Genomic DNA, 21,899 nt, shown 5'->3' with positions numbered 1-21,899 from the left:
ATCAGTTAAGCGTGAACAGCGCCATTGATTCCAGATGCCCAGTGTGCGGGAACATATCCAGCATTGCCAGACGCTGAATCTGGTAACCCGCGGCTAATAATGACTCACTGTCCCGGGACAGCGTCGCCGGATTACAGGAAACATAGACCACACGTTTTGGCGCGAGTTTAATAATATGCTGCATCACGCCAGGGGCACCGGCACGCGCCGGATCCAAAAGGATTTTATCAAAGCCGTGCTTCGCCCAGGGCTGTAGAGTGACATCTTCTTCCAGATTCTCGTGAAAAAATGTCACATTGTGCAGCGCATTGTGAACCGCGTTGTCACGCCCTTTCTCCACCAGCGCCGCCACGCCTTCGACCCCGACCACACTTTGCGCTCGTTTTGCCAGCGGCAGGGTAAAATTGCCCATCCCGCAGAACAGATCCAGCACCCGGTCTTCTGGCTGAATATCCAGCCAGTCCAGCGCCGTCGCCACCATCTGCTGGTTAACGCCATCGTTGACCTGAATGAAATCGCGCGGACTGAACGATAAGCGTAGCCCGTCTGAATCGTACCAGGGCGCTTCACCTGTTACGTGCTCAAGTATGTCGCTTTGCGGGGCGAGATACAGCGCGAGGTCATGAGAATGCGAAAAGCGTTCCAGTTTTTCGCGATCGCGGGCAGAAAGTGGCGCGGTGTGGCGCAGGACCATCATCGGGCCGCCGTTCGCCAGCACCAGTTCAACGTGCCCCAGATGGCGAACGCTCTGCAGCTCAGAAAGGCATGCACGCACCTCTGGCAGCAATGCCTCAAGACGGGGCACCAGAATGGGGCACTGTTTGATATCGACAATCTCGCTGGCGTTAGCCTTGCGAAAGCCCATCTCCAGACGCGCGGTTTTCGGCAGGTAATTCAGGCTCAGGCGCGCCCGGCGGCGGTAGCCCCAGGGGTCACCGGCGATAATCTCATTAACGTCATGCTTCATCAGTCGCGCGAGGGCGCGGCTTTTACTGCGATCCTGCAGCGCAACGCTGGCATGCTGCTGCTGGCAGCCGCCGCAAACGCCAAAGTGCGCGCAGCGTGGTTTAACGCGTTCCGGGCTATCATTAAGCCGGCGTTTGACCTGCCCGCGCGCGTACTGCCGTTTCTCTTCCGTCAGGGTGATTTCCGCTCGCTCATCCGGCAGCAGGCCGGGAATAAACAGGGCCTTCCCGTCATGGCGCGCCACGCCCTGACCGAAGGGATCGAGGTCGGTGACATCAACAGTTATGATCTGACGCGTCGTCACGCGTCGCTTTGCAGAGTAGAATTGCGCCATTACCGGGTATTTTCTCAAATGAACATATTGACTCTAATTGTCCCATAACGGAACTCCATGACCAACTACAGCCTGCGTGCGCGCATGATGATTTTGATCCTCGCCCCTACCGTACTCATTGGTTTGCTGCTGAGCACCTTCTTTGTGGTTCACCGTTATAACGACCTGCAACGCCAGTTAGAGGATGCGGGAGCCAGCATTATTGAACCGCTGGCCGTCTCCAGTGAATACGGCATGACCCTGCAAAACCGCGAATCTATAGGCCAGCTTATCAGCGTTTTGCACCGTCGCCACTCGGATATTGTGCGCGCCATCACCGTCTATGACCAAAATAATCGCCTGTTTGTCACGTCCAATACCCACATCGACCCCGGTACGATGAAGATCCCCGACGGCATGGCGTTTCCCAGGCGTCTGAGCGTTATCCATCAGGGAGACAGGATGATCCTGCGCACGCCGATCACCTCGGAAAGCTATTCACCTGATGAATCAGCCAGTTCAGATGCCAAGCCCGACAACAATATGCTGGGATATGTGGCGCTGGAGTTGGATCTCAAGTCCGTGCGCCTGCAGCAGTACAAAGAAATTTTTATCTCCACCGTCATGATGCTGTTCTGTATCGGCATTGCGCTGATCTTTGGTTGGCGACTGATGCGCGATGTTACCAGCCCTATCCGCAACATGGTGAATACCGTCGACCGGATCCGTCGGGGCCAGCTCGACAGCCGCGTTGAAGGCTTTATGCTCGGCGAACTGGATATGCTGAAAAACGGCATCAACTCGATGGCGATGTCGCTGGCGGCGTACCATGAAGAGATGCAGCATAACGTCGATCAGGCCACCTCCGACCTGCGTGAAACCCTGGAGCAGATGGAGATCCAAAACGTCGAGCTGGATCTGGCCAAAAAGCGCGCCCAGGAAGCGGCGCGCATAAAATCCGAGTTTTTGGCGAACATGTCCCACGAACTGCGCACCCCGCTAAATGGGGTGATTGGCTTTACCCGTCTGACTCTGAAAACCGAGCTGAATCCAACCCAGCGCGACCACCTGCATACCATTGAACGCTCGGCCAATAACCTGCTGGCGATCATCAATGACGTGCTCGATTTCTCCAAGCTGGAGGCGGGCAAGCTGATTCTGGAAAGCATCCCGTTCCCGCTGCGTAATACGCTGGATGAAGTGGTGACCCTGTTGGCGCACTCCTCCCACGACAAGGGGCTGGAGCTGACGCTGAACATCAAAAATGACGTGCCGGATAACGTAATAGGCGATCCGCTGCGCCTGCAGCAGGTGATCACCAACCTGGTAGGGAACGCCATCAAATTCACCGAAAGCGGCAACATTGACGTGCTGGTTGAAAAGCGCGCCCTCAGCAATACCAAGGTGCAGATTGAGGTGCAGATCCGCGACACCGGGATTGGCATCCCGGAACGCGATCAGTCCCGGCTGTTCCAGGCCTTCCGCCAGGCGGACGCCAGCATTTCGCGCCGTCACGGCGGTACCGGACTGGGGCTGGTGATCACTCAAAAGCTGGTGAAAGAGATGGGCGGGGATATCTCCTTCCACAGCCAGCCCAACCGGGGGTCGACCTTCTGGTTCCACATCAATCTTGACCTGAACCCGAACGTGCTGACCGATCGCCCGGCGATGGATTGCCTGCAGGGTAAACGGCTGGCCTACATTGAACCCAACGCTGCAGCGGCGCAGAGTACGCTGGATGTATTGAGCACCACACCGCTGGACGTGGTCTACAGCCCGGCGTTTTCCGCCCTGCCGGTGGAGCATTACGACATTCTGCTGATGGGGATCCCGGTGACCTTTACCGGCGAGCTGACCATGCAGCAGGAACGGCTGGCAAAAGCGGCCTCGATGACCGATTACCTGCTGCTGGCGCTGCCGTGCCACGCGCAGATAAACGCCGAAGAACTTAAGCATGACGGCGCAGCAGCGTGCCTGCTTAAACCGCTGACCGCCACGCGCCTGTTACCGACGCTGACGGAATATTGCCGCCTGAACCACTACGTTGCGCCAATTGTCAGCAATGAAAGCAAACTGCCGATGACCGTGATGGCAGTGGATGACAACCCCGCCAACCTGAAACTTATCGGCGTTCTGCTTGAGGATCAGGTGCAGCACGTCGAGCTGTGTGAGAGCGGCCTGCAGGCGGTTGAACGTGCCCGACAGACGCAGTTTGACCTGATTCTGATGGATATTCAGATGCCCGGCATGGACGGCATTCGTGCCTGCGAGCTGATTCGCCAGCTCCCGCATCAACAGCAAACCCCGGTTATCGCCGTGACCGCGCATGCCATGGCGGGCCAGAAAGAGAAGCTGTTGAGTGCCGGGATGAACGACTATCTGGCAAAACCGATTGAGGAAGGGAAGCTGCACAACCTGCTGCTGCGCTATAAGCCGGGCCCGGTGACGGGCAACTGGATTGCACCTTCCGAGACGCCAGAGGCCCCTGCCAACACCAGCGAGACACTCGACTGGCAGCTGGCTTTACGCCAGGCGGCGGGAAAACCTGACCTGGCCCGGGAGATGCTGCAGATGCTGATCGCCTTCCTGCCGGAGATCCGCAACAAAGTGGAAGAACAGCTGGTCGGAGAAAAACCGGAAGGACTCACCGACGCGATCCATAAGCTGCACGGTAGCTGCGGCTACAGCGGCGTCCCGCGCCTGAAAAACCTGTGCCAGTTGCTGGAACAACAGCTGCGCTCGGGAACGCCGGAAAGCGAGCTGGAGCCGGAGTTTCTGGAGTTGCTGGATGAGATGAATAATGTCACGCGGGAAGCGATGAAGGTGCTGAGGGCGTAACAACCCTCTCCCGTCTGGGAAAGGGTGATCGTGTGGATATCGGCCTTCGTTAAACCTCCATCCCCACTTTCAATACCGCGGCAATATTTCTGGCCGCCATCCGCACGTTTTCAGCCGCGTCTTCCAACGCCTCTTCCAGCGTGCAGACGGTATAGATCACGCTAAAGACCGCGTCGATACCGTGTTCGTGAACTACGCCAACGTCTGCTGTCAGGCTACCCGCGAGGCCAATCACCGGTTTGTTGTAGCGTTTGGCAATTTTTGCCACCCCAACCGGGACTTTGCCATGAACGGTCTGGCTGTCGATTCGCCCTTCGCCGGTGATCACCAGATCGGCATCGGCTACCTGGCTGTCCAGGTCGAGCGCATCGGTAACAATTTCAATACCCTGGCGCAGCTGCGCGCCACAGAATGCGTACAGCGCTGCCCCCATTCCGCCTGCCGCTCCGCCGCCTTCCAGTTTGAGCACTTCAACGTCGAGGTCGCGGGCAATGATCTGCGCATAGTGCGCCAGTGCGCGATCGAGACGTTCGATCATCTCCGGCGTGGCCCCTTTTTGCGGCCCGAATATCGCACTCGCCCCGCTTTCACCGGTCAGGGGATTAGTGACGTCACAGGCGACTTCAATCCGGCACTCTGCCAGCCGTTTATCCAGCCCGCTGATGTCGATACGCGCCAGCTTTTCCAGCTCGCTGCCGCCAGGGCCGATTGGCTCACCCCGTTCATCCAGCAACGCGGCACCCAGCGCCTGCACCATGCCTGCGCCGCCGTCATTGGTGGCGCTGCCGCCAATGCCGATAATAATGTGTTTAACACCCGCATCCAGCGCATGGCGGATCAGCTCGCCGGTGCCCCAGGAGGTGGTGATCAGTGGATTGCGTTGGGCAGGAACCACCAGCTCCAGACCGCTAGCCGCCGCCATCTCGATAAAGGCGCTTTTCTGGTCCCCGGAGCGGCCATAAAAACCGTCAACATGCTCGCCCAGCGGCCCGGTTACGCGCACCTGAATAATCTGCCCCTGCGTGGCGGCCACCATCGCTTCGACGGTGCCTTCGCCCCCGTCAGCAACCGGCAGTTTGACGTACTCTGCCGTAGGGAAAATCTCGCAAAACCCCTCTTCTATCGCCGTCGCCACTGCCAGGGCGCTCAAACTTTCCTTGTAGGAGTCCGGTGCGATAACAATTTTCATAAGCCGTCCTTACGCATGTTGACTACCCTAAGCATACACCCGGAACGAAACAGAAAATGCCGGCTCCCGCAGGAACCGGCACCCGACTTAGCGCACCATGCAAGGGCGCTTGTTGTTGAATGTCCACTCCGGAATCAGATACTGCATCGCCATCGCATCATCGCGCGCGCCCAGACCGTGCTGCAGATACAGCTCGTGCGCCTTCATCACCTGATCCATATCCAGCTCAACGCCAAGGCCAGGCGTGGTTGGCACCTGCACCATGCCGCCTTTGATTTCGAACGGCTGTTTGGTCAGACGCTGATTGCCTTCCTGCCAGATCCAGTGGGTGTCGATGGCGGTGATGTTGCCCGGTGCGGCAGCCGCCACATGGGTAAACATCGCCAGCGAGATATCAAAGTGGTTGTTGGAGTGAGAGCCCCAGGTCAGGCCGAACTCGTGACACATCTGCGCCACGCGTACTGAGCCCTGCATAGTCCAGAAGTGCGGGTCCGCCAGCGGAATGTCGACTGACTGCAGCGACAGCGTATGGCCCATTTGACGCCAGTCGGTGGCGATCATGTTGGTCGCGGTCGGCAGGCCGGTGGCGCGACGGAATTCCGCCATCACTTCACGCCCGGAGAAGCCCTGCTCAGCGCCACACGGATCTTCTGCGTAGGCCAGTACGCCTTTCAGCTGTTTACCGATCCGAATCGCCTCTTCCAGCGACCAGGCACCGTTTGGATCCAGCGTCACGCGCGCCTGCGGGAAGCGCTTCGCCAGCGCGACAATCGATTCAGCCTCTTCTTCACCGGCCAGCACACCGCCCTTCAGTTTGAAATCGTTAAAGCCGTACTTTTCATAGGCCGCTTCCGCCAGACGCACCACTGAATCCGGGGTCATCGCCTCTTCATGGCGCAGGCGATACCAGTCGCACGCCTCATCTGGCTGGTTCTGATACGGCAGCGGGGTCAGCTTGCGGTTGCCGACGAAGAACAGGTAGCCCAGCATCTCGACTTCAGTGCGCTGCTGCCCGTCACCCAGCAGCGAAGCCACGTTTACGCCCAGGTGCTGACCCAGCAGGTCGAGCATTGCGGCTTCAATACCGGTGACCACGTGAATGGTGGTGCGCAGGTCAAAGGTTTGCAGCCCGCGTCCACCCGCATCGCGGTCGGCGAATTCGCCGCGCACCGCATTGAGGATATTTTTGTAGGCACCCAGGGTTTTACCGACCACCAGCGGGATGGCATCTTCCAGCGTTTTGCGGATCTTCTCGCCGCCCGGGATTTCCCCCACGCCGGTATGACCGGAGTTGTCTTTGATAATGACAATGTTACGGGTGAAGAACGGGGCGTGTGCGCCACTCAGGTTCATTAGCATGCTGTCATGGCCGGCAACCGGGATAATCTGCATGGAGGTGACAACAGGCGTAGTAAATGTACTCATAATTCAATCCTTTAATCAGTGACGACCGAACACCGGGCGTTTACGGTCAAATGTCCAGCCGGGAATAAGGTACTGCATCGGGCCTGCGTCGTTACGCGCGCCGCCTGGCAGCTTCTTGTACGCTTCATGCGCTTTGTGGATCTGATCCCAGTCGAGTTCCACGCCAAGCCCCGGTGCATCCGGTACGGCGATCTTGCCGTCTTTAATTTCCAGCGGGTTTTTAGTCAGGCGCGCTTCGCCTTCCTGCCAGATCCAGTGGGTATCAATGGCGGTCGGCGTGCCTGGTGCGGCAGCGCCAACATGGGTGAACATTGCCAGCGAAATATCAAAGTGGTTATTGGAGTGACAACCCCAGGTTAAGCCCCAGTCGTCGCACAGCTGCGCCACGCGAACCGCACCGGAGAGCGTCCAGAAATGCGGATCCGCCAGCGGAATATCTACCGAGTTAAGCATGACCGCATGACCCATCTCACGCCAGTTCGTGGCGATCATGTTGGTTGCCACCGGCAGACCGGTGGCGCGGCGGAACTCCGCCATCACCTCACGCCCAGAGAAGCCCTGCTCTGCGCCGCACGGATCTTCGGCGTAGGTCAGGACATCGCCCAGGCCTTTGCACAGCGCGATGGCTTCATCCAGCAGCCAGGCCCCGTTTGGGTCGACGGTAATGCGGGCATCCGGGAAGCGTTTTTTCAGGGCGCGGGCGCTGTCGATCTCCTGCTCGCCCGGCAGAACGCCGCCTTTCAGTTTGAAATCTTTAAAGCCGTAGCGATCCTGCGCTGCTTCAGCCAGACGGACCACCGCCTCGCTGGAGAGCGCTTCCTGGTGACGCAGACGATACCAGTCGTGGCGGCCAGGGGAACGGTCCAGATACGGTAAGTCGGTTTTGGTGCGATCGCCCAGGTAGAACAGATAACCGAGGACGGTGACTGCATCGCGCTGCTTGCCGGGACCGAGCAGTTCGCACACCGGTACGTTCAGTGCTTTGCCAAGCAGGTCGAGCAGCGCAGCTTCCAGCGCCGCCACGGCGTTAACCCGCAGTTCAAATGTCCAGGCACCTTTACCAAAGGTATCGAAATCGGCGGACTGATTGCCTTTGTGGACGCGCTGCACCACTTTGTTCAGGCGGGCCACTTCCTGGCCGACTACCTGCGGGATGGCATCCACCAGCGTCTGGTAAATCACCTCGCCGCCAGGGGCTTCACCCACGCCGGTATTCCCGGCGTTGTCTGTCAGTACTACGATGTTGCGGGTAAACCAGGCGTTATGTGCGCCGCCGATATTCAGCAGCATGCTGTCCTGACCGGCGACCGGAATCACCTTCATTTCCGTCACAACGGGGCTCGATTGCATACTCATCATGAGCGCTCCACAACAGGTTTCAGCTCGATACGTTTGATATCACCCACCAGCACCAGATAGCTCAGTACCGCCACCAGGGCATGAATACCGACGTAGATCAGCGCGCCATTGAACGATCCGGTGGTGCCGACGATGTAGCCAATCGCAATCGGGGTCACGATACCGGACACGTTACCGAACATGTTGAACAGACCGCCGCTTAAGCCGCTGATCTCTTTCGGCGCAGTATCTGCCATCACCGCCCAACCCAGCGCACCGATACCTTTACCGAAGAAGGCCATCGCCATAAAGCCGATAATCATCCACTCGGCGTCAACGTAGTTACACACCACCATCGACATGGAGAGCAGCATGCCGAGCACGATCGGCGTTTTACGCGCAATATTCAGTGAACCGGTACGACGCATCAGCCAGTCGGAAATCACCCCACCGAGCACGCCACCGATAAAGCCGCAGATGGCCGGAACCGAGGCAACAAATCCGGCTTTCAGAATTGACATGCCGCGAGCCTGCACCAGATAGACCGGGAACCAGGTGATGAAGAAGTAGGTTAATGCGTTGATGCAGTACTGGCCGAGATAGATCCCCACCATCATGCGGGAACCCACCAGCTGTTTAATTTGACCCCATTTCTGACTGAACGGGACCTTCTCTTTACTGCCGGCCTGGTCCATGTTGATCAGCGCGCCACCGGCGGCGATGTAGTCAAGCTCTTTCTGGTTTACGCCAGGGTGCTGGTTAGGTTCGTGGATCACTTTCAGCCAGACGAAGCTGATGATAATGCCCAGCCCCCCCATGAAGAAGAACACGTGCGACCAACCCACTTCGTGCGTCAGCCAACCCATGATAGGGGCGAAGATCACCGTGGCGAAGTACTGTGCGGAGTTAAAAATGGAAACTGCCGTTCCCCTCTCCTGCGCCGGGAACCAGGCCGCGACAATGCGACTGTTGCCCGGGAAGGACGGCGCTTCTGCCAGCCCTACAAGGAAGCGCAGCGTAAAGAGCGCAACGATGATGCCAAAGCCGTTAAAGATATCAACGAAGCCCTGCAGCAGAGTGAACATGGACCAGATAAAGATGGACCAGAAATAGACGCGTTTTGAACCGAAGCGATCCAGTAACCAACCGCCCGGGATTTGGCCAATAACATAGGCCCATGAGAATGCGGAGAAAACGTAACCCATCCCAACCGCATCCAGACCGATATCTTTTGCCATTTCTGAACCGGCAATCGACAGCGTGGCGCGGTCGCCATAGTTGAAGGATGTGACGATAAACAGCATCACCACAATCCAGTAGCGAGCATTTGTGCGCTTTTCAGCGCTGCTTGCAGCCTGGCTTAATGTACTCATTATTGCACTCCTGAATCATAGCTTTTTCGCTACGTTCATTCTGAACAACGCGACCTGTAGGGTACTCAGAATGACGTGTTTGTGTTTTTTGCAGTTTTCAACGTTAAGGTCGTATCGCCTTGCTTACTGCATTTTTATTAACTGGCGAGAAAAGTATAAGAAAGGAACAAGGCCACCCTCACCGTGCAACAACACAACATTGGTACAGTCATGTTCAGTTGTTTATGGCAAAAGCCCAGGCCAATGGAAGAGACTTCACGGAAATGAAAACTGCATGGCAGTAAGCGGCAGGCGAGCTGCAGGGAATCTCGGGAGTGTGAATCAGGTCGCTTGACGCAGTGAAAATGCCTGCCAATACCCATGATTACGATAAGGATTTGAGGGCCATTGCCCAAAGATAACTCGATTCAGTGACCTTACACTGTATGCAAGGTCGTTTTGTTAACTGGCAACGGGTTCTGGCCCTCCGCATCCGGGAGGGCCAGAGCTTATTTTAACAACGTACCCCAGTTTTCTACCCAGGGATTGGATTCGCTTTCCGGCTCTGGGTGTTCAGAGGCATCAATCATCAGCATTTCACCCACGCGCTGGGCGCTTTGCTCTTGCAGCAGGGCATCGAACTGCTTACCGCCGCCGCAGAAATTCGCGTAGGTGCTGTCGCCAAGGGCGATGATGCCGTAGCGCGTCTCGGGCTGATAGCCGAGCGTAGTTTTGATGCTCTCAAACAGCGGCACGATACTGTCTGGCAGATCGCCCTGTCCGGTTGTCGAGGTGACCACCAGCACATAGTCGCTCTGGTATTTTTGCCAGTCGGCCAGATCTGAATCTTCATAGACCGTGGCTTTATGCCCCATTCCCGCGAGGATGGCTTCGGCCTCTTCTGCCACCAGCAGCGCATTGCCATACATCGTACCGACAAAAATTCCGACTACAGCCATGTTTTACTCCCTGATTAGACGCGATTAACGATCATCCTGAACGTTGGCGACGTCAAACTCAACCCTTTCATTTTCGGGGAGTTGCCCGCACCAGCCAAACTGTGACAGCGCCTGCATCCACACCGCGTCCAGCCCGGCGCGAATGATCAGCGGCTCGTTGGTAAACGGATGCGTCAGGCTCAGCTGGCTGGCGTGCAGCATCAGGCGATTGCAGCCAAAATGCTCTGCGGCACTGCGATTCTGCCGCAGGTCGCCGTGTTTACTGTCGCCGATAATTGGGTGGCGCAGATGCGTCAGATGACGACGCAACTGATGCTTGCGGCCGGTCTTCGGCTCCAGTTCAACCAGGCTGTAGCGCGAGGTCGGGAACTTGCTGACGGCGACCGGCATTTCGGTGGTCGCCAGGCCGCGATAATCCGTCACCGCAGGCTGGGGACCTTTGTCATCGCGGGCAAATTTATCGGCGATTTTATCCAGCTCTTCGACCAGCGGATAATCCAGCGTTGCCGCATCGGTCAACCAGCCGCGGGTAATGGCATGGTAGCGTTTCTGGATCTGGTGCTGTTCAAACTGCTGCGACAAGCGTCGACCGGCCTCGCTCGACAGCCCCATCAGCAGCACGCCAGATGTCGGTCTGTCGAGCCGATGGGCAGTAAAAACGTGCTGACCAATCTGATCGCGCACGGTCTGCATCACCACCACTTTTTCATCCCGATCAAGCCAGCTACGGTGAACCAGCCAGCCTGAAGGTTTGTTGACGGCGACTAGCCACTCGTCCTGGTAAAGGATTTCGATCATGACGGCTCGCCAAATAACGCATCCAGCGCCAGCAGTTCCGCTAACACGACATCGCGGGCCGGGTGGGCGGCATCCAGCGCCATTTCATAATAGGGGGCAATGGCAAAGCCGTTTGGCAGCGGGTGACCGCCGTCAATCAAGGCGTGCATGCGGGGGATGAGCACCCACTGCAGCCATTCAAACGGCTCCAGGGTATCCATGCAGAAGGGTTGCGTACTCTCAAATGCGTCAGGCTGCGGCGCCGTCACTTGCCACAGTTGATGATCGCGCAATAGAGCTTCGAGTGCGTGCAGCTGTGCGCGCACGCTGTCGGGATGCGTCATGGAAAACCTCAACTGAAAAACTGAACGGCGCGCAGCATAGCAAAGACCGCGCAGAAATAAAAAAAAGGGAGCACTGTAAAAACAGTGCTCCCGGTTCGTTTCGCAGCAATCCAGCTACTTTTGGTGCTCCCTGCTCGTCCGTGACAACTTTTCCTCTGACCCGAAGGTCTGGTCTTCCCTCGACCGCTGCTTCCTGCACACATCATCCTGATGTGTCTGTTTCATCCTGAAACGTCCTGGTCTTCCTGACCCACCGGACATCCGTACCGGCTCTCATTCTCCTTCCTGGAGGTGTCCTTTAACGCGTCCTGCGTTATCCTCTTGCTTCTTCCTGAAGCCTTCCTTGTTGCGCCTTCCTGACGTATCCAGATTAAGAAACGCCATCATCCTGATGTTCGTTTCTTGCGTCGCCGTCCTGTCGACAGACATAGAATCCCTTATTCCGCTTCGTCTTACAAGGTACCCTGTAAGCCAAATTAAAGTGATAACGCCAGCTACCAACGTGCAATAAATATAATAACAAATTGATATATTTGAATTTTATTAGATTTAGATTGATGTCATGTTCGATTTATTGCGTCGATCTCTCACAGTCTTTGTAAGAGATCTCTCACAAGTGCAGTAGTATTCTGGATTACACGACGGGATGAAGGAGGTTGAGGAAATCCGCAAGAGAATCAGAGAGTACCTGGCGGGTTCGCGTACCAATCGTCTCTTTGAGCACCTCGCCCGTAAGATTACAGACGGAGATAATATCCAGTTCGCTGTCCAGCGTGGCGATAAAGAACGTCGGCGACAGCTTCAGGCGTTTTTGCGTGACCAGATGCCCGATCAGGTTCTCCTGCACGCGCAGGAAATCGTCTTCGCTCCAGGTTTGCAGCAGCATCAGCGTTTCATTTTCGAAGCGAGCGCACATATCCCCGGCAAACTGTGTGGTATAGAACGCGATTACGGCTGGTTGTACCACAATATTCATCGCGCGTTCAATTGGCTTTACATTCTGCTCTGCCGTAAACGGCTGCGGCTGCCAGATGACACTGTCTGTGGAGGCAGTAATAATGCACGGCGAAGGGATGCCGGACAGCGCTTCGCTCTGGGGCCAGGTTCCTTTTTGTTCATGCCATGCGTCGCAATAGCGCGCGGTAAACGCCTTCAAAGCCGCAGCAGTCTCTTTATCCACCGGTTTCTCTCTTTATATAAGCCAGGATACACTCAGCCGTATAGTTTACCTTTAAAGTGACAATGAAACATGTCTTACGAAAACCATGATGCCTTATCGGGCTTAACGCTGGGCAAAACCACTGCCTACCGTGATACCTACGATGCCAGCCTGCTGCAGGGCGTCCCGCGCAGCCTCAATCGCGATCCTCTGGGCCTGAAAGCCGATGCCCTGCCCTTCCACGGCGGCGATATCTGGACCCTGTATGAACTCTCCTGGCTGAACGCCCGCGGCTTACCGCAGGTGGCGGTGGGTCACGTTGAACTGGATTACACCAGCATCAACCTGGTGGAGTCCAAGAGCTTTAAACTGTACCTCAACAGCTTTAACCAGACCCGCTTTGACAGCTGGGAAGCGGTTCAGCGAACGCTGGAGCGCGATTTACGTTCCTGTGCACAAGGCAACGTAACGGTGGCGCTGTATCGTGTTGATGAACTGGAAGGTCAGCCTATCGCCCACTTCCACGGCACCTGCATTGACGAGCAGGATATTGCGATCGACAACTACCAGTTTGACACCGCCTGGCTGGAAAATGCCGCCAGCGGCAAAGTGGTGGAAGAGACGCTGGTCAGTCACCTGCTGAAATCCAACTGCCTGATCACCCATCAGCCCGACTGGGGTTCGGTACAAATCCAGTATCGCGGGGCAAAAATCGACCGCGAAAAGCTGCTGCGCTATCTGGTCTCTTTCCGTAACCATAATGAATTCCATGAGCAGTGCGTCGAGCGCATCTTCAATGACATTCTGCAGTTCTGCCAGCCAGAATGCCTGAGCGTCTACGCGCGCTATACCCGACGCGGCGGGCTGGACATCAATCCATGGCGCAGCAATACCGATTTCGTACCGGCAACCGGCCGTTTAGTGCGTCAGTAACAGAAATAATTTCACAATATGCGCGGTAGCTTCCGCGCTTTGGGTTGTGAAAGGTCATAAGCCAGGGCTATTGTAATCAACAGGGAAAGACGATAAACGTCCCATAAGGAGCTCACTTGATTACACATATTAGCCCGCTTGGCTCAATGGATATGTTGTCGCAGCTGGAAGTGGACATGCTCAAGAGCACGGCCAGCAGCGATCTTTATCAACTGTTTCGCAACTGTTCACTTGCCGTTCTGAACTCCGGCAGCCTGACCGACAACAGCAAAGAGCTGCTGTCCCGCTTTGAAAGCTTCGATATTAATGTCCTGCGCCGGGAACGTGGCGTGAAGCTGGAGCTGATCAACCCGCCAGAAGATGCCTTTGTCGACGGACGCATCATCCGTGCGCTGCAGGCCAACCTGTTTGCGGTGCTGCGCGATATCCTGTTTGTTAACGGCCAAATCAGCAATGCCGGGCGTTTCCAGCATCTGGATCTGGACAGCTCAGTCCATATCACCAACCTGGTGTTCTCCATTCTGCGTAACGCGCGTGCCCTACACGTAGGGGAAGCACCGAACACCGTCGTCTGCTGGGGCGGGCACTCCATTAACGAAAACGAATATCTGTACGCCCGTCGCGTAGGGACCCAGTTGGGCCTGCGCGAGCTGAATATCTGCACGGGCTGCGGCCCCGGCGCGATGGAAGCGCCAATGAAAGGTGCGGCGGTTGGCCACGCTCAGCAGCGCTATAAAGAAGGGCGCTTCATTGGCATGACCGAGCCGTCGATCATAGCCGCTGAGCCGCCTAATCCGCTGGTCAACGAACTGATCATCATGCCGGACATCGAGAAGCGTCTGGAGGCGTTCGTGCGTATCGCTCACGGGATTATCATCTTCCCTGGCGGCGTGGGTACGGCGGAAGAGCTGCTGTATCTGCTGGGTATTCTGATGCATCCGGCCAACAAGGACCAGGTACTGCCGCTGATCCTGACCGGCCCGAAAGAGAGCGCCGACTACTTCCGCGTGATGGATGAGTTTATCGTCCACACCCTGGGCGAAGCCGCACGTCGTCACTATCGCATTATCATCGATGACCCGGCAGAAGTGGCACGTCTGATGAAAAAGGCCATGCCGCAGGTGAAAGAGAACCGCCGCGACACCGGGGATGCCTACAGCTTTAACTGGTCAATCCGTATCTCACCGGATCTGCAAATCCCGTTTGAACCGTCGCACGAGAACATGGCGAACCTGAAACTGTATCCCGATCAGCCCGTTGAAGTGCTCGCCGCCGATCTGCGTCGCGCGTTCTCCGGCATTGTGGCGGGTAACGTTAAAGAGGTGGGCATCCAGGCCATTGAAGAGTTCGGCCCGTATAAAATTCATGGCGACCGCGAGATGATGCGGCGCATGGACGATCTGCTGCAGGGCTTCGTCGCTCAACACCGTATGAAGCTGCCAGGCTCTGCCTATATCCCTTGTTACGAGATTTGCGCGTAGTCTTTTAAGCCCGGTGCATCAGCCGGGCAAACAATCCTCTCTTGCACAGCCGGGTAAGGCCTTTTCGCCGCCCGGCTTATTTATTCCTGTCAGCCACATAGCCCGCGATTCAATATAATCTTCACTTATGTTTTTGCTATTTCATAACACAACGCAAACGATTACCTTGAAATTGAAACCGTGTCTTATCATCTCTGAACGCCAGATATCGCCAAAAAACACTATAAATGAGCATCTTTACAGCGTAAGTCACCTATCTTTAAGGGCGCACTATCTCACCGCATGTCGTTAATGGTAGCCTTCGCGACCATTAATTTGCCATGACGTTTCCTTAGCAGACAAATGGTCTAAATATATCCACATCAAAAGTGGATTATCGCATTTGGGATCACGATCACTGATAGATCCATTACGAAAATGTATCTTTCCGCCCGCCAAAAGAGACGGGTAAAAATTATATAAAAACCGTCACTGAACGAATTTCATATTACCGTCAGGCCGTTTTTCATCGGATTTGACTTGAAACCTGACATTTAGCTACTTCCTGGAGACACAATGGAAACCACCCAAACCAGCACCGTTGCTTCGATTGAATCCCGAAGCGGATGGCGTAAATCAGATACCATGTGGATGCTTGGCCTGTACGGTACAGCAATCGGCGCTGGTGTTCTTTTCCTGCCTATTAACGCGGGCGTTGGCGGATTGATTCCGCTGATTATCATGGCGATTATCGCTTTCCCGATGACCTACTTTGCACACCGCGGTCTGACCCGTTTTGTGCTGTCCGGTAAAAACCCGGGTGAAGACATCACCGAAGTTGTTGAAGAACATTTCGGTATCGGCGCAGGTAAACTGATTACCCTGCTCTACTTCTTCGCGATTTACCCGATTCTATTGGTGTACAGCGTCGCCATCACCAACACGGTGGATAGCTTCATGACCCACCAGCTGGGAATGACCCCACCACCGCGCGCCATTCTGTCGCTGATCCTGATCGTCGGCATGATGACCATCGTGCGCTTCGGTGAGCAGATGATCGTGAAAGCGATGAGCGTGCTGGTGTTCCCGTTTGTTATCGCCCTGATGGTGCTGGCGTGCTACCTGATCCCACAGTGGAACGGTGCGGCGCTGGATACCCTCTCCTTCAGCAGCGCATCCGCGACCGGTAACGGCCTGTTGATGACCCTGTGGCTGGCGATCCCGGTTATGGTGTTCTCCTTCAACCACTCCCCGATCATCTCCTCCTTCGCGGTCGCAAAGCGTGAAGAGTACGGTCAGGGCGCAGAGAAGAAGTGCTCCAGCATCCTGGCACGCGCTCACATCATGATGGTAATTACCGTTATGTTCTTCGTCTTCAGCTGTGTACTGAGCCTGTCCCCGGCGGACCTGGCAGCAGCTAAAGCCCAGAACATCTCGATTCTTTCTTACCTGGCGAACCACTTTAATGCACCGGTGATTGCCTGGATGGCACCGATCATCGCCATTATCGCGATTACCAAATCCTTCCTCGGCCACTACCTGGGCGCACGTGAAGGCTTTAACGGCATGGTGATTAAATCCCTGCGCGGTAAAGGTAAAAGCATTGAAATCAGCAAACTGAACAAAATCACCGCGCTGTTTATGCTGCTGACCACCTGGGCAGTTGCGACCATGAACCCGAGCATCCTCGGCATGATCGAAACCCTGGGCGGCCCGATTATCGCGATGATCCTGTTCCTGATGCCGATGTACGCGATTCAGAAAGTACCCGCGATGCGTAAATACAGCGGCCATATCAGCAACGTCTTCGTTGTGATTATGGGTCTGATTGCCATCTCCGCTATCTTCTTCTCACTGTTCGCTTAATTCCTCTCGCGCCGTCTTCGGACGGCGCACCCTTCTCTACACACGGAAAGCAAGAGACGCATCATGATTAGCGTTTTCGATATTTTTAAAATCGGCATTGGTCCTTCCAGCTCGCATACCGTCGGGCCAATGAAAGCCGGTAAACTCTTCACGGATGATCTCATTTCACGCGGCATTTTGCGCGATACCACCCGCGTGGTGGTTGATGTCTATGGCTCCCTGTCGCTCACCGGCAAAGGCCACCATACCGATATCGCCATCATTATGGGGCTGGCGGGCAACCTGCCGGATACCGTTGATATTGACGCGATCCCTGATTTTATCCAGGACGTGAATACCCATGGCCGACTGCTGCTGGCCAAAGGCGAACATGAAGTTGAATTCCCGGTTGATCGCTGCATGAATTTTCATGCTGATAATCTGTCGCTGCACGAAAACGGGATGCGGATCACCGCCCTGGCCGGCGACAAAGCGATTTACAGCCAGACTTATTACTCCATCGGCGGTGGGTTTATCGTCGATGAAGAACACTTTGGTCAGAGCAACAGCGCGCCTGTGGCGGTGCCGTACCCGTATAAATCGGCGGCAGACCTCCAGCGCCATTGCCAGGAAAGCGGCCTGTCGCTCTCCGGCCTGATGATGAAAAACGAACTGGCGCTGCACAGCAAAGAAGCGCTGGAACAGCACTTTGCTAACGTCTGGGATGTGATGCGCGGCGGTATTGAACGCGGTATCACCACCGAGGGCGTTCTGCCGGGCAAACTGCGCGTCCCGCGTCGTGCGGCAGCGCTGCGCCGGATGCTGGTCAGCAGCGACAAAACCACCAGCGATCCCATGGCGGTCGTGGACTGGATCAACATGTTCGCGCTGGCCGTCAACGAAGAGAACGCTGCGGGTGGCCGCGTGGTCACCGCGCCAACAAACGGCGCCTGCGGTATCGTTCCAGCGGTGCTGGCCTATTACGACAAGTTCATTCGCGAAGTCAACGCCAACTCACTGGCACGCTACATGCTGGTTACCAGCGCCATCGGCTCGCTGTACAAGATGAATGCCTCTATTTCAGGTGCAGAAGTCGGTTGCCAGGGTGAAGTGGGCGTGGCGTGTTCCATGGCGGCGGCTGGCCTTGCTGAGCTGCTGGGCGGTAGCCCGATGCAGGTCTGCATTGCCGCAGAAATTGGCATGGAGCATAACCTCGGTCTGACCTGCGATCCGGTCGCGGGTCAGGTACAGGTACCGTGCATCGAACGTAACGCGATTGCTTCAGTGAAGGCAGTCAATGCTGCACGTATGGCCCTGCGCCGTACCAGCGAGCCGCGCGTCTGCCTCGATAAAGTCATCGAAACCATGTACGAAACCGGGAAAGACATGAACGCCAAATACCGCGAAACCTCTCGCGGCGGTCTGGCGATGAAAGTGGTCACCTGCGATTAAGTCCAACAGGAGCTTCGTTTTGCGAGGCTCCTTCTCGTTCTTCCCGCCTCTCGTAGTTTCATTCCGCCGACGGTGTTACCCTTCATCCACTGGATTTAAGAGGGATTATCTGTGGCTGTTCATCTACTTATTGTCGACGCGCTGAACTTAATTCGCCGTATCCACGCGGTACAGGGCACCCCCTGCAAAGATACTTGCCTGAACGCGCTGGAACAGCTTATTCGCCACAGTCAGCCCACCCACGTGGTGGCGGTGTTCGATGACGAGGCGCGTAATACCGGCTGGCGCCATCAGCGTTTAGCGGACTACAAGGCCGGACGCGCGCCGATGCCGGACGATCTGCATGCCGAAATGCCGGTCATCCGCGCGGCCTTTGAGCAGCGCGGCGTGCCCTGCTGGGGCGCACAGGGCAACGAAGCCGACGACCTCGCCGCCACGCTGGCGGTAAAAATCGCCGGTGCCGGGCATCAGGCCACAATCGTCTCCACCGACAAGGGCTACTGTCAGCTGCTCTCACCGACCATCCGCATCCGCGATTATTTCCAGAAGCGCTGGCTGGATGCTCCCTTTATCGCCGCCGAATTTGGTGTATCACCCCAGCAGCTGCCGGACTACTGGGGTCTGGCGGGGATCAGCAGCTCAAAAGTACCGGGCGTAGCGGGCATTGGCCCGAAAAGCGCCGCGCAGCTACTGACGGATTTTCAGGATCTGGAGGGGATTTACGCGCGACTGGATGAAGTGCCAGAGAAGTGGCGCAAAAAACTGGAGGCGCACAAAGAGATGGCCTTTATCTGCCGCGACGTGGCACGACTACAGACTGATTTACAGCTCGACGGGAATTTACAGCAGTTGCGTTTAGCGCGGTAATTTTGGCCCGGTGGCGCTACGCTTCCCGGGCCCGGGAGATACATCCCTCTTCGTCAAAGAAGAGGGTTAACACTATCTCTCGTCGCGACGTCCGCCTGTGGCAGCCCACCAGCGGCGAACATGCACGGTCACCTCTTCGCGGTCGTGATAGAGCTGGCGCGCCTGAATGACCACGTTAATACCGTGTTCATCCATCTGCTCCTGAATGTAAGCCAGGTTCTGAGAGACTTCCTCATAGCGTTTTTTCATTGGCAGCTTGAGGTTAAAAATGGTCTCGCGACACCAGCCATTGACCAGCCAGGAGGCCATCAGTGCCGCCACTTTCGCGGGTTTTTCTACCATGTCGCACACCATCCAGGCGATGTTGTTGCGCGTTGGACGGTAGCGGAAACCATCCTCACGCAGCCAGGTCACCTGCCCGGTATCCATCAGGCTTTGCGCAATAGGGCCGTTATCAACGGAAGAGACCCACATGTTGCGTTTCACCAGCTGATAGGTCCAGCCGCCAGGACAGGCGCCCAGATCCACCGCATGCATCCCGTTTGCCAGGCGCTCATCCCACTCGTCGGCAGGAATAAAGATGTGGAACGCCTCCTCCAGCTTAAGGGTGGAGCGGCTCGGCGCATCAGAAGGGAACTTCAGACGCGGGATCCCCATATAAAACGGCGAGTTGTTGTTGGTGTACGAGTAGCCGGTGTAGCAACAGCCAGGCGCAATAAAGAACACATGCACGACCGGGCGCTTTGGCGTTTCGTAATTGGTGAGAACACCGACGTCACGCAGTGCGGCACGCAGCGGCACGGTGAACTTGCGGCAGAACTTCATCAGCTCTTTGCTTTCGTTGGTATCGGCAACTTCAACGCGCAGATCGCCACCTTTCTCCACCACACCCTGCAACATACCAACAATCGGCGTGATGCGATCTTCCGGCGGAAGATCCTTCAACAGTTCACCCGCAACAAACATCTGACGAGCAAAAATCAGCGAGCTAAACGGCAATTCGCGAACCAGTTTGTCCGCGTCCTCTACCTGATAGCATTCGAAAACGACATAGCCGGCATTCTCTTTGACGCGGGCAAAACCAAACACCTCGCGCTGCGTGGCTTTATCCGTGATTTCCGCGGCACACTCTTTTTCAAAACCCGGGCGACAATATAAGACAACTTTATTCATGAACAACGCCCTTGCGTTTAAGACGGAAAGAACCGATTAACATTAATACCCACCCGACCAGGAAGCTGACGCCGCCGACCGGGGTAACAAACGCCCACAGGCGTAAATGTGACAGCGCAAGGCAGTACAGGCTACCGCTGAACAGCACGGTACCCAGCGCCATAAATACGCTGCTCCAGTAAAACCAGATACTGATGCGACGCTGCATCGCCACGGCCAGTCCGAAGATGGCCAGCGTATGAAACGCCTGATATTCCAGGCCGGTGTGGATCCACCCCATCTCCACAACGCCCAACGATTTTCGTAAGACATGTGCGCCAAAAGCCCCCAGCGCAACAAAAATAAAGCCACTGACTGCGGCAAAAATCAGCATAAAACGGCTGGTCATGTGTCTGTCCTAAAGTAGTGCGCGTCCTGCACGCAAAAGAGAGTATTACTCGTAGCGAAAGCGAAATTTTTCCTGCTCGTTTGCCGCCCTGGCCAGGATCCACTGGCGAAACGCGGCTATTTTACCCAGTTCTGCCTGACTGTCATGACAAACCAGATAAAACGCATTCTTACTGACCAGAACATCATTAAAAGGACACACCAGGCGCCCTGCTTCTATTTCGGACTGCGACATCACGTTATTCGCCAGCGCAACGCCCTGACCGTGGATAGCCGCCTGCAGCACCATCGCACTATGGCTAAAGATCGGCCCCTGCTGCACGTTGATATGATTCAGACCCAGCTGGCGGGTATAGGTTTGCCAGTCACGACGAGAAGCATCGTGCAACAGCGTATGCTGCGCCAGATCGGCCGGCGTTTTTAACGCCTTCTCACCCGTTAACAGTAGTGGTGAACAGACCGGCAGCAAATATTCTGCGTACAATTTTTCGACACGCAGGCCAGGCCAGTTGCCACGACCATAGAAAATGGCCACGTCGACGTCGTCTGCCAGTTTGTCTTCCTGACGGTCGACGGCCTGGATTCGAACGTCGATCCCCGGATAAGCTGAGTTAAAGCTTGAGAGTCTTGGCACCAGCCACTGGATGGCAAAACTGGGCAATAAACTGACCGTCAGCGCGCCTTTTGCGCTCCGCGCCTGAAGCTTGCGGGTCGCGTCGGTTAGCTGGGAAAAGATCTCTTTGATATCCTGGAAATAGCTCTGCCCCTCTTCCGTCAAAAGGAGGGAACGATTGCGGCGGCGGAACAGCTTGAGGCCCAGGAAATCCTCGAGAGACTTGATTTGATGGCTGACTGCGGCCTGAGTCACAAAAAGCTCATCAGCCGCGCGCGTGAAGCTTAAATGACGCGCAGCAGCATCAAATACACGTAATGCATTCAGTGGTGGTAATCGCTTTGACATGGTTATCTGGCTTAGATGTTAACGGCTTTTAACAAACAGGAAACAACGTTTAACCTATTAGTTTTTTTTATCTGAGCCATTATAATTTGTCCGTTGAGGAACTACCAGCAAATACCTATAGTGGCGGCACTTCCTGAGCCGGAACGAAAAGCTTTTATTGG

Annotated in this window: 18 protein-coding genes; 6 read left to right on the top strand and 12 right to left on the bottom strand. The window is 55.9% G+C overall.

Annotated elements, in window-relative coordinates; translation table 11 throughout:
* Position 1 precedes the first annotated feature (1 nt).
* Entirely contained in the window at positions 2 to 1,300 is a 1,299-nt protein-coding gene (rlmD, locus tag M8014_RS06380) for a 23S rRNA (uracil(1939)-C(5))-methyltransferase RlmD (protein ID WP_271281689.1), read from the bottom strand.
* Positions 1,301 to 1,357: 57 nt separating this feature from the next.
* Here rlmD and barA point away from each other — a divergent pair, with 57 nt between their 5' ends.
* Positions 1,358 to 4,117: a two-component sensor histidine kinase BarA gene (gene barA / locus M8014_RS06375; RefSeq protein ID WP_271281688.1), complete on the top strand. Its 2,760-nt coding sequence runs from the start codon at positions 1,358 to 1,360 to the stop codon at positions 4,115 to 4,117.
* Between the two features lie 49 nt (positions 4,118 to 4,166).
* Here the strand turns inward: barA and M8014_RS06370 are convergent, their stop codons facing one another.
* The 8 genes from M8014_RS06370 to syd all read right to left on the bottom strand — a co-directional run bounded on the left by M8014_RS06370 (position 4,167) and on the right by syd (position 12,681).
* Positions 4,167 to 5,306, bottom strand: a complete 1,140-nt coding sequence (locus M8014_RS06370) for a glycerate kinase (protein WP_271281687.1) — start codon at positions 5,304 to 5,306, stop codon at positions 4,167 to 4,169.
* 87 nt (positions 5,307 to 5,393) lie between these two features.
* Positions 5,394 to 6,734, bottom strand: a complete 1,341-nt coding sequence (gudD, locus tag M8014_RS06365; protein ID WP_271281743.1) for a glucarate dehydratase — start codon at positions 6,732 to 6,734, stop codon at positions 5,394 to 5,396.
* A 12-nt stretch (positions 6,735 to 6,746) separates the two neighbouring features.
* Positions 6,747 to 8,087 (bottom strand): enolase C-terminal domain-like protein, encoded by a 1,341-nt coding sequence (locus M8014_RS06360; RefSeq protein WP_271281742.1) that lies wholly within the window; start codon positions 8,085 to 8,087, stop codon positions 6,747 to 6,749.
* Positions 8,087 to 9,442, bottom strand: a complete 1,356-nt coding sequence (locus M8014_RS06355) for an MFS transporter (protein WP_271281686.1) — start codon at positions 9,440 to 9,442, stop codon at positions 8,087 to 8,089. The genes M8014_RS06360 and M8014_RS06355 overlap by 1 nt, the downstream gene beginning before the upstream one ends.
* A gap of 488 nt (positions 9,443 to 9,930) precedes the next feature.
* A complete protein-coding gene (locus M8014_RS06350; RefSeq protein ID WP_271281685.1) occupies positions 9,931 to 10,380 on the bottom strand; it encodes a flavodoxin in 450 nt (149 codons plus the stop codon).
* 24 nt (positions 10,381 to 10,404) lie between these two features.
* A complete protein-coding gene (gene truC / locus M8014_RS06345) occupies positions 10,405 to 11,178 on the bottom strand; it encodes a tRNA pseudouridine(65) synthase TruC (protein WP_271281684.1) in 774 nt (257 codons plus the stop codon).
* On the bottom strand, positions 11,175 to 11,501 hold the full coding sequence (locus M8014_RS06340; protein ID WP_271281683.1) for a YqcC family protein: 327 nt from the start codon (positions 11,499 to 11,501) through the stop codon (positions 11,175 to 11,177). Before M8014_RS06340 ends, truC begins: the two co-directional genes overlap by 4 nt.
* A gap of 634 nt (positions 11,502 to 12,135) precedes the next feature.
* The gene (gene syd / locus M8014_RS06335; RefSeq protein WP_271281682.1) at positions 12,136 to 12,681 is read right to left on the bottom strand and encodes a SecY-interacting protein; all 546 of its coding nucleotides are present in this window, start codon (positions 12,679 to 12,681) and stop codon (positions 12,136 to 12,138) included.
* Positions 12,682 to 12,750: 69 nt separating this feature from the next.
* Between syd and queF the strand changes: the two genes are divergently transcribed.
* The 5 genes from queF (at position 12,751) to xni (ending at position 19,217) form a co-directional block, all read left to right on the top strand.
* The gene (gene queF / locus M8014_RS06330; protein ID WP_271281681.1) at positions 12,751 to 13,593 is read left to right on the top strand and encodes an NADPH-dependent 7-cyano-7-deazaguanine reductase QueF; all 843 of its coding nucleotides are present in this window, start codon (positions 12,751 to 12,753) and stop codon (positions 13,591 to 13,593) included.
* 116 nt (positions 13,594 to 13,709) lie between these two features.
* Positions 13,710 to 15,074: a nucleotide 5'-monophosphate nucleosidase PpnN gene (gene ppnN / locus M8014_RS06325; RefSeq protein WP_271281680.1), complete on the top strand. Its 1,365-nt coding sequence runs from the start codon at positions 13,710 to 13,712 to the stop codon at positions 15,072 to 15,074.
* Positions 15,075 to 15,629: 555 nt separating this feature from the next.
* The gene (locus M8014_RS06320; RefSeq protein WP_271281679.1) at positions 15,630 to 16,919 is read left to right on the top strand and encodes an HAAAP family serine/threonine permease; all 1,290 of its coding nucleotides are present in this window, start codon (positions 15,630 to 15,632) and stop codon (positions 16,917 to 16,919) included.
* Between the two features lie 63 nt (positions 16,920 to 16,982).
* The gene (locus M8014_RS06315) at positions 16,983 to 18,350 is read left to right on the top strand and encodes an L-serine ammonia-lyase (protein WP_271281678.1); all 1,368 of its coding nucleotides are present in this window, start codon (positions 16,983 to 16,985) and stop codon (positions 18,348 to 18,350) included.
* A gap of 111 nt (positions 18,351 to 18,461) precedes the next feature.
* Entirely contained in the window at positions 18,462 to 19,217 is a 756-nt protein-coding gene (xni, locus tag M8014_RS06310; protein WP_271281677.1) for a flap endonuclease Xni, read from the top strand.
* Positions 19,218 to 19,289: 72 nt separating this feature from the next.
* On the opposite strand, the gene rlmM is transcribed toward xni, so the two are convergent.
* The 3 genes from rlmM to gcvA are packed head-to-tail and all read right to left on the bottom strand — an operon-like array spanning position 19,290 to position 21,738.
* Complete coding sequence (gene rlmM / locus M8014_RS06305) at positions 19,290 to 20,390, bottom strand: 23S rRNA (cytidine(2498)-2'-O)-methyltransferase RlmM (protein ID WP_271281676.1); 1,101 nt, start codon at positions 20,388 to 20,390, stop codon at positions 19,290 to 19,292.
* Positions 20,383 to 20,778 carry a DUF423 domain-containing protein gene (locus M8014_RS06300; RefSeq protein ID WP_039029918.1) on the bottom strand — a complete coding sequence of 132 codons (396 nt, stop codon included), beginning with the start codon at positions 20,776 to 20,778 and terminating at the stop codon, positions 20,383 to 20,385. Before M8014_RS06300 ends, rlmM begins: the two co-directional genes overlap by 8 nt.
* Positions 20,779 to 20,823: 45 nt before the next feature.
* Complete coding sequence (gcvA, locus tag M8014_RS06295; protein WP_271281675.1) at positions 20,824 to 21,738, bottom strand: glycine cleavage system transcriptional regulator GcvA; 915 nt, start codon at positions 21,736 to 21,738, stop codon at positions 20,824 to 20,826.
* Positions 21,739 to 21,899 lie beyond the last annotated feature (161 nt).

The organism is Silvania hatchlandensis (genome assembly GCF_025564065.1).
Lineage (GTDB): Bacteria > Pseudomonadota > Gammaproteobacteria > Enterobacterales > Enterobacteriaceae > Enterobacter > Enterobacter hatchlandensis.
This window is presented reverse-complemented; position numbering and strand designations above follow the sequence as displayed.